This window comes from Streptomyces sp. NPDC039480 (assembly GCF_055597165.1).
Genome location: NZ_JBVITX010000010.1, coordinates 141,928 through 156,381 on the forward strand (window position 1 = coordinate 141,928; position 14,454 = coordinate 156,381).

Sequence of the window (14,454 nt, forward strand, 5' to 3'; positions counted from 1 at the left end):
TGTGGAAAACTCCGCCACCCCCGCGAGTGAACCTCGCCGCACCGGCCGTGGCACCTCAGCTGCCCGGCAACTCGAGGTCGCTCTTGTTGAGCTCCTCGATGTTCACGTCCTTGAACGTGAGGACCCGCACCTGCTTCACGAACCGAGCCGGCCGATACATGTCCCACACCCAGGCATCCGCCATCGACACCTCGAAGAAGACCTCGCCCTGGACCGAGTGCACCTGCATCTCGTAGTCATTGGTGAGGTAGAAACGCCGCTCGGTCTCGATCACGTATTTGAACAGACCGACGACGTCGCGGTACTCCCGGTAGAGCTTCAGCTCCATCTCGGTCTCGTACTTCTCGAGGTCCTCGGCGCTCATGGCATGTTCCCCTTCAGCCGTGCGTCCCCCTATTGTGCGTCAGCCCCGCGAGCCCCTACACGATTTCCGTGTCGAGGATCTCGGGCCTGTCCGGGGGCCCCTCGTCGAGCAGTCTGCGAAACAGCCCGGCGAGTCTGGTCGGGTACACCGTCTCATGCGCCTCGGTCAGTTCACGGCACGTCCACCAACGTGCTCCGGCGACACTGCGCCTTTCCAACTCCGTGAACCCCTCGGCGACGGTCGCGGTCTGCGACGTACGCGCCAGGTAGTACCACTCGTCCTGGTCCCAGCGCCGCCCGGCGAACGGGAACGAGCACAGGCGCCGCCACAGCACCGGGCCGAGCTCGACGGCGGTGATGCCGGTCTCCTCCCGCAGCTCGCGCAGCGCCGCCTGCTCCCGCGTCTCGTCGCCCTCGACCCCACCGCCCGGCGTGAACCACCAGTCGTCCGCCGGGTCTCCCGGCTCATGGCCGTGCAGCAGCAGGATGCGGTCGTCCGGATCGAGCAGGACCACCCGCGCCACCCGGCGCAGCGGCCGCCCCGACAGGGACGCCGCCTCAGCCGACACTCGCGGCCTCCCGCGCACTGTCGCTCCCGCGTCGGCGCCCCATGCGCTTGGCCACCGGCCCGTACGCCCCGCCGCCCAGGACGAGGACCATGCCCGCCACGACGGCGATCACCAGCATGCGCAGCGGTCCGGGCTCCGAGATGCCGCCCGGCAGGCCCGTGAAGCCCTCGGGCCGTTCCAGCATGCCGAGCCTGTCCGTCGGCCAGGCCACCGCGTCGACCCGCGCCCGCACGGCGTCGCGCGGCACCGATCCGTTCTGCCCGTCGTCGAGGTGCACGGTGGAGTCCAGGGAGCCGCTGCGCTCGTCGCCGAGCAGGAACAGGCGGCCCTTGGGGACCGTCGTGGTGGGGATGCCGGACGTGGCGAACTTGCCCTTCGGGAGATACGGTTCTGCGATCTCCTTGCCGTTCACGGTCAGCTTGCCGTCCTCGCAGCAGGCGATCCGGTCGCCTCCTATGCCGACGACGCGCTTGACCATCGGCAGGTCGCCCCAGGTCTTCTGCTTGAAGACGACGACGTCACCGCGGCGCACCTCGTCGCCGTCGATGCGCTGGGCGAGCACGCGGTCGCCCGAGCCGATCGTGGGCGCCATCGACCCGGTGGGGACGGTGTAGGGCTGGTACAGGACGGCGCCCCAGACGAATCCGCCGAGGAAGAGCACACAGCCGAGGGCCACGGCGATGCTCGACAGCGTGCTGCCGAGCCGTCCGCGGCCCTCGTCCGTACGTTGCGTCCTGCTCATCCCAGTGCTCCCCCGTCTCGGAGACGACCCCGCCGTCCGTACGAACGGACGGCGGAAGATCGGCGATCTGGGACGGCACCCTACCCGGCGGTACTGCCGCCAGAAACCCTCGCGGCCCGGGCCGCGGCCACCGTGAGCCGGCGTCGGCGCCACAGCACGAGCGGCACGGCACCCGCGAGTCCGAGGGCGCTCGGCGCCGCACCGGCGAGCGCGTTGATGCCCGGCTGGTCGAAGGTGTCGGGCTTGGGCAGCGTCGCCCAGCGGGTGGGCGGCCAGGCGATGACGATGGCGCGGCCCACGACGTTGTCCACGGGGACGGCGCCGCCGCCGGGCTGGTTCTGGTGGTAGCGGGAGTCCAGCGAGTTCTGCCGGTGGTCGCCCATGACCCAGATTTTGCCCTTGGGTACGGTCTTCTTGAACTGGCCGCCCTGGTCGTCGACGCTGCACGGGGTGTTGCCCGCGAAGACGTACGGCTCGTTCAGCGCCTTGCCGTTGACCTTCACCGGTCCTGTGCCCTTGCACTCGACGGTGTCGCCGCCGACCGCGATGACGCGCTTGATGAGGTCCTTCTCGTCCGCGGAGGGCATCAGGCCGACCCAGCCGAGGACCCGCTGAATCGCGTTCGGGTCGGGGGTGGGCTCGCCGTCCAGCCAGTGGCCGGGGTCCCTGAAGACGACGACCTCGCCGCGCTCCGGCTCCGAGCCGAACCACGGCGTCAGCTTGTCGACGAGGACGCGGTCCCCCTGCTGCAGCGTGTTCTGCATCGAGTCCGAAGGGATCGAGAACGCCTGGACCAGGAAGGTCTTGATGAGCAGCGCCAAGACCAGCGCGATGCCGATGAGGAGCGGGAGCTCCTTCCAGAAGGAGCGGGGCTTCTTCGGCTGCTTGGCGTCCTGTGCGCTCGTCGCCCCGTCACCGCCGCCACTGCCGCCGTCGCCGGCTTCACTCCCGGGGGCCGCACCGTCCGCGACGGCGTCGACGCCCGGCTCGTCGGATCGTCCCGGCCGCTCTTCGGGCCCCTCGTGTCCGGATCGTGCGCCGACCGCCAAATCCCCCACATCCACTCCTCAGTCCGTGCCGCCGCCTGCCCCAGATGCGATGCAGGCCCACCACTCCCATAACGAGCGGGAGTTCCGCAGGGGTCGGGAGCCGGATCAATCCGTATCGATCGCCGGGGGCCACCCTATGCGACGCTCCTGTGGCCCTGTCCGATCCCGCACGCGCGTCGGGAACCGACGCATATGTCTCGGGCTTCTCCAGTTTGCGCCAGTGACCGAAGGGCCAGGCGATGACGACGGCGCGTCCGACCACCTCATCCTCCGCGATGGTGCCGCTGAACTTCTCGGAGCGGTGGAAGCGGGAGTCGGCGGAGTCGCTCCGGTGGTCGCCCATCATGAAGAGGCGTCCTTCGGGGACCTTCACCTCGAACTCGAAGGCCGACGGCTTGTCCCCGGGGTGGATGTACGGCTCGTCCAACGGCACGCCGTTGACCGTGACCTTGTCGTTCTTGTCACAGCACTTCACGGTGTCGCCGCCGACGCCGACCACCCGCTTGATCAGGTCCCGCTCGCTGTCGGAGGGGAGCAGGCCGATCTGGGTCAGCCCTTCCTTGACCTGCTTGACGACCACCGGGTCGTCCTTCTTCTTGCCCTGTTCCTCTTCCAGCCAGGTGCCGGGGTCCTTGAAGACGACGACCTCGCCGCGCTCCGGCTTCGATCCGAACCAGGGGGTGAGCTTGTCGACGAGGACCCGGTCGCCGATCCGGATCGTCTGCTCCATGGAGCCCGAAGGGATCACGAAGGCCTGCACCAGGAACGTCTTCAGGACGAGGGCTATCAGCAGCGCCACACCTATGAGGAGGGGTATCTCCTTGATGGCCGAACGCTGCCTGCGCCGCTTGACCTTCTTCGCGAGCTTGCGGCGCTCCGCCCGGCCGGGCAGTACGGGACCGTCGGTCGGCCGGGACCCGGTGGGGAGCCTGGTGTCGGCGTGGTGGCCGGCGGCGCGTGTCCGCCCCCGGCTACCCATGGGCGCCACCGGGTGCGGGCACGCGCGCGTAGCTGTCGGGGCGCTTCAGGGAGGTCCAGCGGCCGATCGGCCAGGCGATCCAGTCGGCCCTGCCGATGACCTCGCCGACGGGGATCATGCCGCCGCCCGGCTGCCCCAGGTGGTCGCGGGAGTCGCGGGAGTCACTGCGGTGGTCGCCGAGGAGGAAGAGGCTGTCCTCGGGGACGACGACGTCGAAGGGCACCTTGGAGGCCGCGTCCCCCGGGTACAGATACGGCTCGTCGACGGGCTCGCCGTTCACCTTGATCCTCCCCCGCTTGTCGCAGCAGACCACCCGGTCTCCCCCGGTGCCCACGACCCGCTTGATGTAGTCGGCGTCTCCGAAGTAGCCGCTGCCGTCGAAGACGACCGCGTCACCCCGCTGCGGCTCGGAACCGAAACGGTACGCCAACTTGTTGACGAGCACCCGGTCCCCGGAGCGGAACGCGGGCTGCATGGAGCCGCTCGGGATCTGGAAGGGCTGCACGACGAAGGTGGCGACCAGGAGGAGGGCTCCCACGCCCAGCAGGAACGTCAGCGTGAGCCGGCCGCCCGGCAGCCACTCGACGACCGACGCGAAAACGGAGCGCGACCGTTCCTCCGTCTCCTCGGATGCTTCGGCGACGTGCGGGACGTCTCCGGAATCGGAGGGTGTGGAGGAGCGGTCGCGCTCCGTGTGCTGTTCTTCGGTGTCCATCGGGGCCAGATGCTATCCGGCCCCGCTGTGGACCCGCGCGGGAGCTCAGCTCTCGCGCTTCTCCTTGATCTTCGCGGCCTTGCCGCGCAGGTCACGGAGGTAGTACAGCTTCGCGCGACGCACGTCACCGCGGGTGATGAGCTCGATCTTCTCGACGATCGGGGTGTGCACCGGGAAGGTGCGCTCGACGCCCACGGAGAAGGAGACCTTGCGGACCGTGAAGGTCTCGCGCACGCCGGCACCCTGGCGACGGATGACTACGCCCTTGAACTGCTGCACACGGGAGCGGTTGCCCTCGATGACGCGGACGTGGACGTTGACGGTGTCACCCGGGCGGAAGGCCGGGATGTCGCTGCGCAGCGACGCGCTGTCGACGGAGTCGAGCAGGTTAGCCATGATCGTCTGCTTTCTTCACTGATGCCACAGGTCATCAGCGGAACGTGGTGATGAGGATTCGGTAGCTGATCGCGTCGGGCGGGCGTCGTTCCCCCTGTGGCAGGGGCGCACGCTGGACGTACAGCAGCGGCCTATTCTTCCACGGCCTCGGGGTCTCGCCCAAATCGGCCGTCGGGCCCCGGCCGCCACCCCAGGATCGAGAGCATCTCGCGGTCCTTCTTGTCGAAGGCCCCGGGGTCGCAGCGCTCGATGAGATCGGGCCTGTTGCGGGTGGTGCGCCGGAGCGCCTCGTCCCGCCGCCAGCGCGCGATCTTGCCGTGGTGGCCGCTGAGCAGGACGTCGGGGATGCCGTGCCCGCGCCACTGGGGAGGCTTGGTGTACACCGGGCCCTCCAGGAGGTTGGCCATGGCTCCGGGGGCGAAGGAGTCGTCCCGGTGGGACTCGGCGTTGCCCAGGACGCCGGGCAGGAGCCGGGCCACAGCCTCGGTGACGACCAGGACGGCGGCTTCCCCGCCGGCGAGGACGTAGTCGCCGATGGAGACTTCGTAGACCGGCATGCGGGTCGCGTACTCGTCCGTGACGCGGCGGTCGATGCCTTCGTAGCGCGCGGGTGTGAAGACCAGCCAGGGGCGCTCGGAGAGCTCCACGGCGAGTTCCTGCGTGAAGGGGCGGCCGCTGGGCGTGGGAACGACCAGGGCGGGCCCGTGGGCCCCTGCCTCGTACCCGTCCGCGAGCACGTCGTCGAGGGCCGCGCCCCAGGGCTCGGTCTTCATGACCATGCCGGGGCCGCCGCCGTAGGGAGTGTCGTCGACCGTGTTGTGCCGGTCGTACGTCCACTCCCTCAGGTCGTGCACCTGGACGTCGAGCTGCCCACGCGCGCGTGCCTTGCCCACGAGGGAGACGTTGAGCGGTTCCAGGTACTCGGGAAAGATCGTGACGACGTCGAGCCGCATTACGCCGTGCCCTCCGAAGCCGCCTCGTCCTCCGCGTCCCGCGCGGAGGCGATCTCGGCGCGGTCGTCGATGAGACCGGGGGGCGGGTCGATGACCGCCCGCTGCTCCTCCAGGTCGATCTCGACGACGATCTCCTCGACGAAGGGGATCATCACCTCGCTGCCGTCGGACCGCTCCACGATGAACAGGTCCTGGGAGGGCAGGTGCGAGATCTCGGTGATGCGACCGACCTCCGTGCCGTCCTGGAGGACGACGTCGAGGTCCATGAGCTGGTGGTCGTAGAACTCGTCCTCTTCCTCGGGGAGCTCTTCGGGGTCCACCTCGGCGATCAGGAGGGTGTTGCGCAGGGCCTCGGCGGCCGTGCGGTCGCGCACGCCCTCGAAGCGCAGCAGGAGGCGGCCGCTGTGCACCCGGCCGGTCTCGATGGTCAGCGGGCCGGTGGCGGCGGGGTCCGTGGCGAGGACGGCGCCGGGGCCGAGCCGCAGCTCCGGCTCGTCGGTGCGGACCTCGACGGTGACCTCACCCTTGATGCCGTGCGCACGGCCGATGCGGGCGACTACCAACTGCACTGCTTTTCTCCTCGTTCACGACTACGGGCCGGGGAAGGCCCTGAAGCCCTCCCCGGCCCGAGCCGGTGCTGCTGTGTGGTTCTACGAACCCGGTTCAGCGAACCTGGTCCACGTCGACGAGGTCGACGCGGACACCGCGGCCGCCGATGGCGCCCACGACCGTGCGCAGAGCGCGTGCGGTGCGGCCGTTGCGGCCGATCACCTTGCCGAGGTCATCGGGGTGGACCCGGACCTCGAGAACGCGTCCACGGCGCAGGTTGCGCGAGGCCACCTGCACGTCGTCGGGGTTGTCGACGATGCCCTTCACGAGGTGCTCGAGAGCCTCCTCGAGCATGCTCAGGCCTCGGTGGTCTCGGTGGACGTGGCTTCGGCCTCGTCCGCCTTCTTGTCCGACTTCTTGGCCTTCTGGGTGATGGCCTCACCCTTGGCGTCGTCGCCCTCGAGGCCCTTGGTGAAGGCCTCGAACGCAGCGCGCTTGTCCTTGGGCTCGGCGACCTTCAGCGGCGCCGGGGCGGGCAGACCCTTGTGCTTCTGCCAGTCACCGGTGAGCTTCAGGATGGCCATGACCGGCTCGGTCGGCTGGGCGCCGACGGACAGCCAGTACTGGGCGCGCTCCGAGTCGACCTCGATGCGCGACGGGTTCTGCACCGGGTGGTACAGGCCGATCTCCTCGATGGCCCGGCCGTCACGGCGGGTACGGGAGTCGGCGACGACGATGCGGTAGTGAGGCGAACGGATCTTGCCCAGACGCTTCAGCTTGATCTTGACTGCCACGGAAGTGGTGTCTCCTGGTCTTGACGTGGGTGGGCACAACGGTGATGCCGCGTGGGGTTGCGGTACTCGAGTGCCCGATGGACGCGTCAGCCGGAGGAGAGAGGGGTCCTATGCGACTGTCGAGTACAGCTAGCCATTGTGCCATACGCCGCCGGGGCACCCGAACCCGGACCGGGCGCCCCGCATCGGCTCAGCCCACGCCCACGCCGACCACTTCCGGGATCCGGAAGGGCTTTCCGCAGCCGCCGCACATGATGGGCGCCTGGGCGAGCACGGAGGGCACGACGCGGACATTGCGCCCGCAGTCGCAGACGGCCTTCACTCGCACGCCTCCTCCGGAGGAGCCGTGCCGGGCGGCCGGTCCCCGGAAGCTGCGCGCGGTGTCCGCCGTCGTCGCCGCGCTGTGTGCCTTCAGGGCGCGGTGCAGTCGGTCGATCGTCGGGCGGTAGCGCTTCTTGGCCTCGGGGTTGAGCGTGACCAGCGAGAAGCCGCTGCTGGGATGTGGCTCCTCGGGATGGTCCAGGCCCAGCTCCTCGGCGATCGCGAGGAATCTGCGGTTGTGATAGCGGCCGGCGCGTGAAGTGTCGCGTACGCCGCGCGAGGCGGCGATGCCATGGACTGCCTCGTGAAGCAGTCGCTCGAAGGAGAGCTCGGCGCCGCAGGCGGACGACGACTCTCCGATCAGGGATTCGGGCGCGGCAAGGTCGGGCAGCTCGGGGTGGTGCCGCTGAATGTCGGCCCACGCCTGTGCCAGCTCTGCGGCGAGAACAGGTGGTGTCGTGCTCACGTCGTGACAACGAGCCGGGTGCCCCGGGGGTTCCATTCCGGGGCATCCCAAATAATTTGCACGTACCCGTCAGTTGCCGTTGATGTGTCCGGACGAGGGCGGGTGCGCTGATCTGCGGAGAAGCCTCACAGCTCGCATCAAGCCGGTACGTAGTGGCGCGTACGCCCCAGCGCGTAGAACAACCCCTCGCGCCGGGGCTCGTGTTGCCCGGGGCCGCGTGCGCGCCGGGAACAGTGCGCCGGTACCGGAGTCGCGCTCCTCAGTAGGCGCGGGCCACAAGAGCGACGTTACCCGGGGTCTCATCGGCGTCCGGCACCGCCCCGTCCTCCGCGACCAGACACCGTACGGACACTCCGTGCTCGGCCAGCCCCGCCTCGCCCTCTGCGCCGAGCACGGCCCACGGGATGCGCGCCCAGCCGCCCGCGGCGGTGGCCTCCACGGCCTCGTCGACCGTGCGGACGTCCGAGGTGCGGGACTCGCGGCGCTCGCGGGCCTGGCTCAGGAGCAGCGCCTGGTCCTCCTCGAGGATGGTGGGCAGCAAGGCGGCGAGGGCGTCGGTCGCGACCGGCTCCTTGCCTCCCCTGAGGCGGCGGGCCAGCATCGCGGTGCCGTTCTCCAGGTCGCGCGGGCCGACCTCGACGCGCACCGGCACGCCCTTGAGCTCCCAGTCCACCGCGCGCCTCCCGAAGGGGATGTCGGTGCGGTCGTCGACCTGGACGCGTACGCCCGCGGCCTTCAGGGTCTCGCCGATCTCGCGGACCTTGGCCAGGACGGCGTCGTCGCCCTTGATGGCGAGGACGACGGCCTGGACGGGGGCGAGGCGGGGCGGCACGCGCAGCCCGCTGTCGTCGCCGTGCATCATCACCAGGGCGCCGATCAGCCGTGTCGTGCTGCCCCAGGAGGTCTGCCAGACCAGTTCCTGGTTGCCGTCCCTGGACAGGTACCGGGTGTGGAAGGCCTTGGCGAAGTTCTGTCCGAGTTCGTGGCTGGTGCCGAGCTGGAGGGCCTTGCCGTCGCCCATCATGCCTTCGAGGGTGAGGGTGTTGACGGCGCCGGCGAAGCGCTCCTTGGCGGTCTTGCGGCCGAGCACGAAGTCCATGGCGAGGACGTCGCGCATGAAGTCTCCGTAGACGTGGCGGTGGATGTGGGCGGCGAAGTCGCGGGCCTCTTCGTACGTCGCGTGGGCCGTGTGGCCCTCCTGCCAGAGGAACTCCGACGTACGCAGGAACAACCGCGGGCGCAGCTCCCAGCGGACGACGTTCGCCCACTGGTTGATGAGCAGCGGGAGGTCGCGGTAGCTCTGCACCCACTTGGAGAAGTACTCGTTGACGATCGTCTCCGAAGTGGGGCGGACGACGGCCGGCTCCTCCAGCTCCTTGCCGCCGCCGTAGGTGACGACGGCAAGCTCCGGAGCGAAGCCTTCGACGTGCTCCGCCTCCCTGGTCAGGTACGCCTGCGGGATGAGGAGGGGGAAGTACGCGTTCTGCGTGCCTGTCGCCTTGATGCGGGCGTCCATGTCCTGCTGCATCCGCTCCCACAGGCCGTAGCCGTACGGTCGGATCACCATGGTCCCGCGCACCGGGCCGTTGTCGGCCAGTTCGGCCTTGTTGATCAGGTCCTGGTACCAGCGCGGGAAGTCGTCCGCCTGGGGCGTGAGCACAGGTGTCTTGGCCATGGCGCGCATGGTAGGGGCGGGCCTCCGGAGAGTGCGCGTTTTTATCGTCCGGGGAGCGCACGACGGTGGAACACAACCATTGGCCCACAACCTCTGGACTCCACGACGGATGCGGAGTTCTCTGGCATACGGGGGGAGTGCGAGCGCACTGCACGGGGGCGGAGGAACCGTTGGATTACGGCACGGCACTAACTCTCGGCTGATTGGGGCGCATTCGATGACACCAACACTCGTGCAGTCGCACCGCTCCCCCGCGGGCGCCACGCCCCGCGTGGACCGGTGTGCACGCGCGCGTGACTGGGCGGAGATCCAGGAACGGATGCTGGTTCCGCTCTACGAAGCGGTGTACGAACGGCTCGAAGTGGGTGGCGCCACCCGGCTCCTGGGGCTCGGCTGCGGTTCCGGACTCGCTCTGCTGATGGCGGCCTCACGGGGGGCCGTGGTCACCGGCGTCGATCCGTCGCAGCCCGAACGCCTCGCTCTCGCGCGAGAACGCCTCCTGCCGGACGCCGCGGGGGAGGCACGCGCGCGTACCGGCGCCCGGCTCATCGAGGGCGGTCCCGCGGACGCGGCGGACCCTGACCTGCCGGCGTACAACCTCGTCACCGCCTTCCAGCCGATCGGCTGCACGGCGGGTGACTCCGACGGGCTTTCCGGGCTCCTGGAGGCGGCGGCTCCGCTCGCCGGGCGCGGCACTCCGGTGGTGCTCGTCGGCTGGGGCCCTCCGGAGCGCTGTGCGACCTCTTCCGTGCTGCGGGTGGCGACGAAGTTGACCGACCCGTTGCGGTCCACGGGGAGTTGGCGTCCCGCGCTCCGGGACGACCTGGAGGAGGTCGCCCACCGGGCGGGGCTCAAGCCGGACGGGTCGGGCCGGGTCGCGTGCCCCTTCGGGTACGCGGACGTGGAGAGCGCGGCGCGCGGGTTGCTGTCGACGGGGCTGTTCGACGCGGCGGCGCGGGCGACGGACCAGGTGCAGGTGGACAAGGAGCTGACGGAGGCGCTGCATCAGCATCGGCGCGGGGACGGGACGGTGTGGATGCCGAACGTCTTCCGGTACTTGATCGCGCTCACTCCGTAAGGGGGATCGGCCCTCTCCGTAGCAGGGTCTTGCGTCAGCTCTCCTTGGCCATCCGGGTGATGCCGGCGATCCGGTACGCCGCCGCTTCCTCCAGCGTCTCGTTCTCCAGCAGGGCTGCGGCGAGTGCGTCCAGCTGGTCCCGGTGCTCGCGCAGTTGCCGGCAGGCGCTCTCGTAGCACTCGTCGACGATCCGCCGCATCTCGCCGTCGATCGTGTCGAGGGTGTGCGGGGCCGCCGCGAGCCCGTAGGCCTGCTGGGCGTCGTTGGGGAGGGCGGAGAGGCGGCCCACCCGGGCGCTCATGCCCCACCGGCCGACCATGCCGCGTGCGATGTTGGTGACCTGCTCCAGGTCGTTCTCGGCGCCGGTGGTGATGACTTCGTAGACGACGTGTTCGGCGGCCATGCCTCCCAAGGCACCGATGATGCGGCCCCGAAGGTATTCCTCGGTGTAGGCGTACTTGTCGGAGTCCGGGGTCGAGAGCGTCACGCCCAGGGCGCGCCCGCGCGGCACGATCGTGATCTTGCGGACCGGATCGGCGCCGGGCTGGAGCATACCGAGCAGGGCGTGTCCGCTCTCGTGGTAAGCCGTGCGCCGGCGCTCGTCCTCCGGCATCACCAGGGGCCGTTCGGCGCCGAGCTGCACCTTTTCCATGGCTTCGGAGAGGTCGGACTGTGTGACCGTCCGCTGCTTGCGCTTGACGGCGATGAGGGCGGCTTCGTTGGCGAGGTTGGCCAGTTCGGCGCCGGTCATGCCCGGTGTCGTACGGGCGACCTGGGCGAGGTCGACGTCGTCGGCCAGCGGGATGGGCCTCGTGTGGATCTTGAGGATGGCCTCGCGTCCTCCCCGGTCGGGTGGCGAGACGTTGACGACCCGGTCGAAGCGGCCCGGCCGGGTGAGGGCGGGGTCGAGGATGTCGGCGCGGTTGGTGGCGGCGAGCACGATCACGCCCTCGGCGCCCGAGAAACCGTCCATCTCGGTGAGGATCTGGTTCAGCGTCTGTTCGCGTTCGTCGTGCCCGCCCATCCCGCTGCCGCCGCCGCGCGCGCGTCCGATGGTGTCGATCTCGTCGATGAAGATGATCGACGGGGCGACCTTGCGGGCCTCGGCGAAGAGCTCCCGTACGCGTGAGGCGCCGACGCCCACGATCATCTCGATGAACCCCGAGGCGGAGGCGGAGAAGAAGGGGACGCCCGCCTCGCCGGCGACGGCGCGCGCGAGCAGCGTCTTGCCGGTGCCGGGCGGCCCCGCGAGGAGCACACCGCGCGGCATCTTGGCGCCCATCGCCCGATAGGCGTCCGGGTTCTTGAGGAAGTCGACGACGTCGTTGAGCTCGCCCTCGACCTCGTCGATGCCCGCCACGTCCTCGAACGTGGTCCGCTTCGCACCGGGCTCCAGCTCGACCGGCTTGGGCGGCGTCTTGCGCCCGAGCATGCCGCCACCGCCGCCCATTCCGGCGCTCATACGCCGGGCGATGAAGATCCACAGAACGACGAGGAGCAGCATCGGGGCGAGCGAGATGAGGAGGTTCGAGAGGAAGCTGCGCTCCTGCACGACGGGCTCGGCGGTGACCGTCACGTCGTGCTTGGTGAGGTCGTCCCAGAGCTTGTCGTCGGCGAAGGCGGGCCGCTGCGTCGTGAACTTGGTGTAGTTCCCCTTGTCCTTGCCGGGCTTGGGCTGCTCCTTCTTGAGCTGGCCCTGGATCGCGTCGCCCTTGGAGTAGATCTTCGTGACGTTGCCGGAGTCGACCTGCTTGCTGAACTCCGTGTACGAGATCGTCGGCTCGTCGCCGTCGCTGAAGAAGGACAGCACGAGGTTGGCGATGACGAAGACGACCAGGGCCGTCACGATCAGGCCGCCCCAGCCGCCGGGCATCTTCTTCCTCGGCGGCGGCGTGGGGCCGGGCGAGGGCGCGCCCTCGGAGCGCCACGGCTTGTCGGGGGCCCGGTCCGGCGGCACGGGGTTGCTCATACCCGGACGTTACGACACAACTCGGCCACCGGCACCCGCTCTCCCACCGGAGAGCGCCGCCCGGAAAACGCTGGGGGCGCCCCTCACCAGAGGGGCGCCCCAAGCGGCGTACAACACGTCCGAACTAGCCCATGAACTTCTTGAACTCGTCCGGCAGCTCGAAGTCCTTGCCCGGCTGCGCGCCCGGCATCCCGAAGGCGGAACCGGCCTGGTTCGCGGCCTCGCGGCGCGCTGCGGCCTCCTGCTCCTCCTGCTTGCGCTTCATCGGGTTGCCCGACTTCCGCTTGCCCTTGGCCTGCTTCTGCTTCTTCTTCTGCTTGCCGGGGCCGCCGCCCATGCCCGGCAGCCCGGGCATACCCGGCATGCCGCCGCCCTGGGCCATGCGGGACATCATCTTGCGTGCCTCGAAGAACCGCTCGACGAGGTTCTTCACGGCGCTGACGTCGACGCCGGAGCCCTTGGCGATACGGGCCCGCCGCGAGCCGTTGATGATCGTCGGCTCCTGACGCTCCATGGGCGTCATGGACTTGATGATGGCGGCGGTCCGGTCGACGTCCCGCTCGTCCAGATTGTTGATCTGGTCCTTGATCTGCCCCATGCCGGGCATCATCCCGAGCAGCTTGCTGATGCTGCCCATCTTCCTGACCTGCTCCATCTGGGCCAGGAAGTCGTCGAGCGTGAAGTCCTGGCCCTTCTTGGAGGCCAGCTTCTCGGCCATCTTCTCGGCCTCTTGCTGCGAGAAGGTCTGCTCGGCCTTCTCGATCAGCGTGAGCATGTCGCCCATGCCGAGGATGCGCGACGCCATGCGGTCCGGGTGGAACGCGTCGAAGTCGTCCAGCTTCTCGCCGTTCGACGCGAACATGATCTGGCGGCCGGTGACCTGGGCGATCGACAGGGCGGCGCCACCGCGGGCGTCGCCGTCGAGCTTCGACAGCACGACGCCGTCGAAGCCGACGCCGTCGCGGAAGGCCTCCGCCGTGTTGACGGCGTCCTGACCGATCATGGCGTCGACGACGAAGAGGACCTCGTCCGGGCTGACGGCGTCGCGGATGTCCGCGGCCTGCTGCATCAGCTCCTGGTCGATGCCCAGGCGGCCGGCGGTGTCGACGATGACGACGTCGTACTGCTTCGTCCTCGCGAACTCGATGGAGTCCTTGGCGACCTGCACGGGGTCACCGACGCCGTTGCCCGGCTGGGGGGCGTACACACCGACGCCCGCGCGCTCGGCCACGACGCTGAGCTGGTTGACGGCGTTGGGACGCTGGAGGTCGCACGCCACCAGGAGCGGCGAGTGGCCCTGCCCCTTCAGCCAGAGACCGAGCTTTCCCGCGAGGGTCGTCTTACCGGCACCCTGCAGACCCGCGAGCATGATGACGGTCGGGGCGGTCTTCGCGAACCGCAGGCGGCGCGTCTCGCCGCCCAGGATGCCGATGAGCTCCTCATTGACGATCTTGATGACCTGCTGGGCGGGGTTGAGGGCCTGGGAGACCTCGGCGCCGGCCGCGCGCTCCTTGACCTGCTTGATGAACGCGCGGACGACGGGCAGGGCCACGTCCGCCTCGAGCAGGGCGATGCGGATCTCGCGCGCCGTGGCGTCGATGTCCGCCTCGGACAGGCGGCCCTTGCCCCGGAGGTTCTTGAATGTCGCTGCGAGGCGGTCGGAGAGAGTATCGAACACGGCGGTCGCGAATCCTCGGGTCGGGGGAAGGGGGACAGGTCGCCTTCCAGAGTATCTGGCGAGTGCGGGTACCTGGGGCGCCGGTCGCGACTTCCCCGGCTCGCACCGTCGGCTTCCCCGCCCCGGCTGCCCCGGCCGCCTCCTTCCTCGCGTCCGGC

General features: G+C 69.7%; 16 protein-coding genes. 1 reads left to right on the forward strand and 15 read right to left on the reverse strand.

The genetic code is table 11. The annotated features are described in order from the left end of the window. Positions 1–55: 55 nt before the first annotated feature. From ACZ56E_RS28820 to proS, 13 genes are all read right to left on the reverse strand, one after another. Positions 56–364, reverse strand: a complete 309-nt coding sequence (locus tag ACZ56E_RS28820; RefSeq protein WP_005311352.1) for a DUF2469 domain-containing protein — start codon at positions 362–364, stop codon at positions 56–58. Between the two features lie 55 nt (positions 365–419). After that, positions 420–932: an NUDIX hydrolase gene (locus ACZ56E_RS28825; RefSeq protein WP_471117996.1), complete on the reverse strand. Its 513-nt coding sequence runs from the start codon at positions 930–932 to the stop codon at positions 420–422. Continuing rightward, positions 922–1,674, reverse strand: a complete 753-nt coding sequence (lepB, locus tag ACZ56E_RS28830; RefSeq protein WP_471218590.1) for a signal peptidase I — start codon at positions 1,672–1,674, stop codon at positions 922–924. The genes ACZ56E_RS28825 and lepB (ACZ56E_RS28830) overlap by 11 nt, the downstream gene beginning before the upstream one ends. Positions 1,675–1,754: 80 nt before the next feature. After that, a complete protein-coding gene (gene lepB, locus ACZ56E_RS28835; RefSeq protein ID WP_471218592.1) occupies positions 1,755–2,732 on the reverse strand; it encodes a signal peptidase I in 978 nt (325 codons plus the stop codon). Further along, positions 2,617–3,702 (reverse strand): signal peptidase I, encoded by a 1,086-nt coding sequence (gene lepB, locus ACZ56E_RS28840; RefSeq protein WP_471218594.1) that lies wholly within the window; start codon positions 3,700–3,702, stop codon positions 2,617–2,619. The genes lepB (ACZ56E_RS28835) and lepB (ACZ56E_RS28840) overlap by 116 nt, the downstream gene beginning before the upstream one ends. Next, positions 3,695–4,417: a signal peptidase I gene (lepB, locus tag ACZ56E_RS28845; RefSeq protein ID WP_468611432.1), complete on the reverse strand. Its 723-nt coding sequence runs from the start codon at positions 4,415–4,417 to the stop codon at positions 3,695–3,697. Before lepB (ACZ56E_RS28845) ends, lepB (ACZ56E_RS28840) begins: the two co-directional genes overlap by 8 nt. Before the next feature lie 45 nt (positions 4,418–4,462). Beyond that, positions 4,463–4,813: a 50S ribosomal protein L19 gene (gene rplS, locus ACZ56E_RS28850; protein WP_150172712.1), complete on the reverse strand. Its 351-nt coding sequence runs from the start codon at positions 4,811–4,813 to the stop codon at positions 4,463–4,465. A gap of 131 nt (positions 4,814–4,944) precedes the next feature. Continuing rightward, entirely contained in the window at positions 4,945–5,766 is an 822-nt protein-coding gene (gene trmD, locus ACZ56E_RS28855) for a tRNA (guanosine(37)-N1)-methyltransferase TrmD (protein ID WP_471218596.1), read from the reverse strand. Then, a complete protein-coding gene (gene rimM, locus ACZ56E_RS28860; RefSeq protein ID WP_471218599.1) occupies positions 5,766–6,335 on the reverse strand; it encodes a ribosome maturation factor RimM in 570 nt (189 codons plus the stop codon). Before rimM ends, trmD begins: the two co-directional genes overlap by 1 nt. Before the next feature lie 94 nt (positions 6,336–6,429). Then, the gene (locus ACZ56E_RS28865) at positions 6,430–6,669 is read right to left on the reverse strand and encodes an RNA-binding protein (protein WP_014176063.1); all 240 of its coding nucleotides are present in this window, start codon (positions 6,667–6,669) and stop codon (positions 6,430–6,432) included. Between the two features lie 2 nt (positions 6,670–6,671). After that, complete coding sequence (gene rpsP / locus ACZ56E_RS28870) at positions 6,672–7,109, reverse strand: 30S ribosomal protein S16 (RefSeq protein WP_398308681.1); 438 nt, start codon at positions 7,107–7,109, stop codon at positions 6,672–6,674. A 190-nt stretch (positions 7,110–7,299) separates the two neighbouring features. After that, entirely contained in the window at positions 7,300–7,896 is a 597-nt protein-coding gene (locus tag ACZ56E_RS28875; protein ID WP_362994255.1) for a hypothetical protein, read from the reverse strand. Between the two features lie 259 nt (positions 7,897–8,155). Next, the gene (gene proS / locus ACZ56E_RS28880; protein WP_471218601.1) at positions 8,156–9,571 is read right to left on the reverse strand and encodes a proline--tRNA ligase; all 1,416 of its coding nucleotides are present in this window, start codon (positions 9,569–9,571) and stop codon (positions 8,156–8,158) included. Positions 9,572–9,788: 217 nt separating this feature from the next. On the opposite strand from proS, the gene ACZ56E_RS28885 reads away from it, so the two are divergent. Continuing rightward, positions 9,789–10,649, forward strand: coding sequence for an SAM-dependent methyltransferase (locus ACZ56E_RS28885; RefSeq protein WP_471218603.1), 861 nt, complete (start codon positions 9,789–9,791; stop codon positions 10,647–10,649). Between the two features lie 34 nt (positions 10,650–10,683). On the opposite strand, the gene ftsH is transcribed toward ACZ56E_RS28885, so the two are convergent. Both ftsH and ffh read right to left on the reverse strand, forming a co-directional pair. Next, positions 10,684–12,618 carry an ATP-dependent zinc metalloprotease FtsH gene (gene ftsH, locus ACZ56E_RS28890; RefSeq protein ID WP_471218605.1) on the reverse strand — a complete coding sequence of 645 codons (1,935 nt, stop codon included), beginning with the start codon at positions 12,616–12,618 and terminating at the stop codon, positions 10,684–10,686. Positions 12,619–12,742: 124 nt separating this feature from the next. After that, the gene (gene ffh / locus ACZ56E_RS28895; RefSeq protein ID WP_468611437.1) at positions 12,743–14,296 is read right to left on the reverse strand and encodes a signal recognition particle protein; all 1,554 of its coding nucleotides are present in this window, start codon (positions 14,294–14,296) and stop codon (positions 12,743–12,745) included. Between the last annotated feature and the right edge of the window lie 158 nt (positions 14,297–14,454).

Bases quoted from the DNA above. Each gene is read 5' to 3' on its own strand.
- ACZ56E_RS28820 (WP_005311352.1), bottom strand. From the start codon at position 364: ATGAGCGCCGAGGACCTCGAGAAGTACGAGACCGAGATGGAGCTGAAG.
- lepB (WP_471218590.1), bottom strand. From the start codon at position 1,674: ATGAGCAGGACGCAACGTACGGACGAGGGCCGCGGACGGCTCGGCAGC.
- lepB (WP_471218594.1), bottom strand. From the start codon at position 3,702: ATGGGTAGCCGGGGGCGGACACGCGCCGCCGGCCACCACGCCGACACC.
- lepB (WP_468611432.1), bottom strand. From the start codon at position 4,417: ATGGACACCGAAGAACAGCACACGGAGCGCGACCGCTCCTCCACACCC.
- rplS (WP_150172712.1), bottom strand. From the start codon at position 4,813: ATGGCTAACCTGCTCGACTCCGTCGACAGCGCGTCGCTGCGCAGCGAC.
- trmD (WP_471218596.1), bottom strand. From the start codon at position 5,766: ATGCGGCTCGACGTCGTCACGATCTTTCCCGAGTACCTGGAACCGCTC.
- ACZ56E_RS28865 (WP_014176063.1), bottom strand. From the start codon at position 6,669: ATGCTCGAGGAGGCTCTCGAGCACCTCGTGAAGGGCATCGTCGACAAC.
- proS (WP_471218601.1), bottom strand. From the start codon at position 9,571: ATGGCCAAGACACCTGTGCTCACGCCCCAGGCGGACGACTTCCCGCGC.
- ACZ56E_RS28885 (WP_471218603.1), top strand. From the start codon at position 9,789: ATGACACCAACACTCGTGCAGTCGCACCGCTCCCCCGCGGGCGCCACG.
- ftsH (WP_471218605.1), bottom strand. From the start codon at position 12,618: ATGAGCAACCCCGTGCCGCCGGACCGGGCCCCCGACAAGCCGTGGCGC.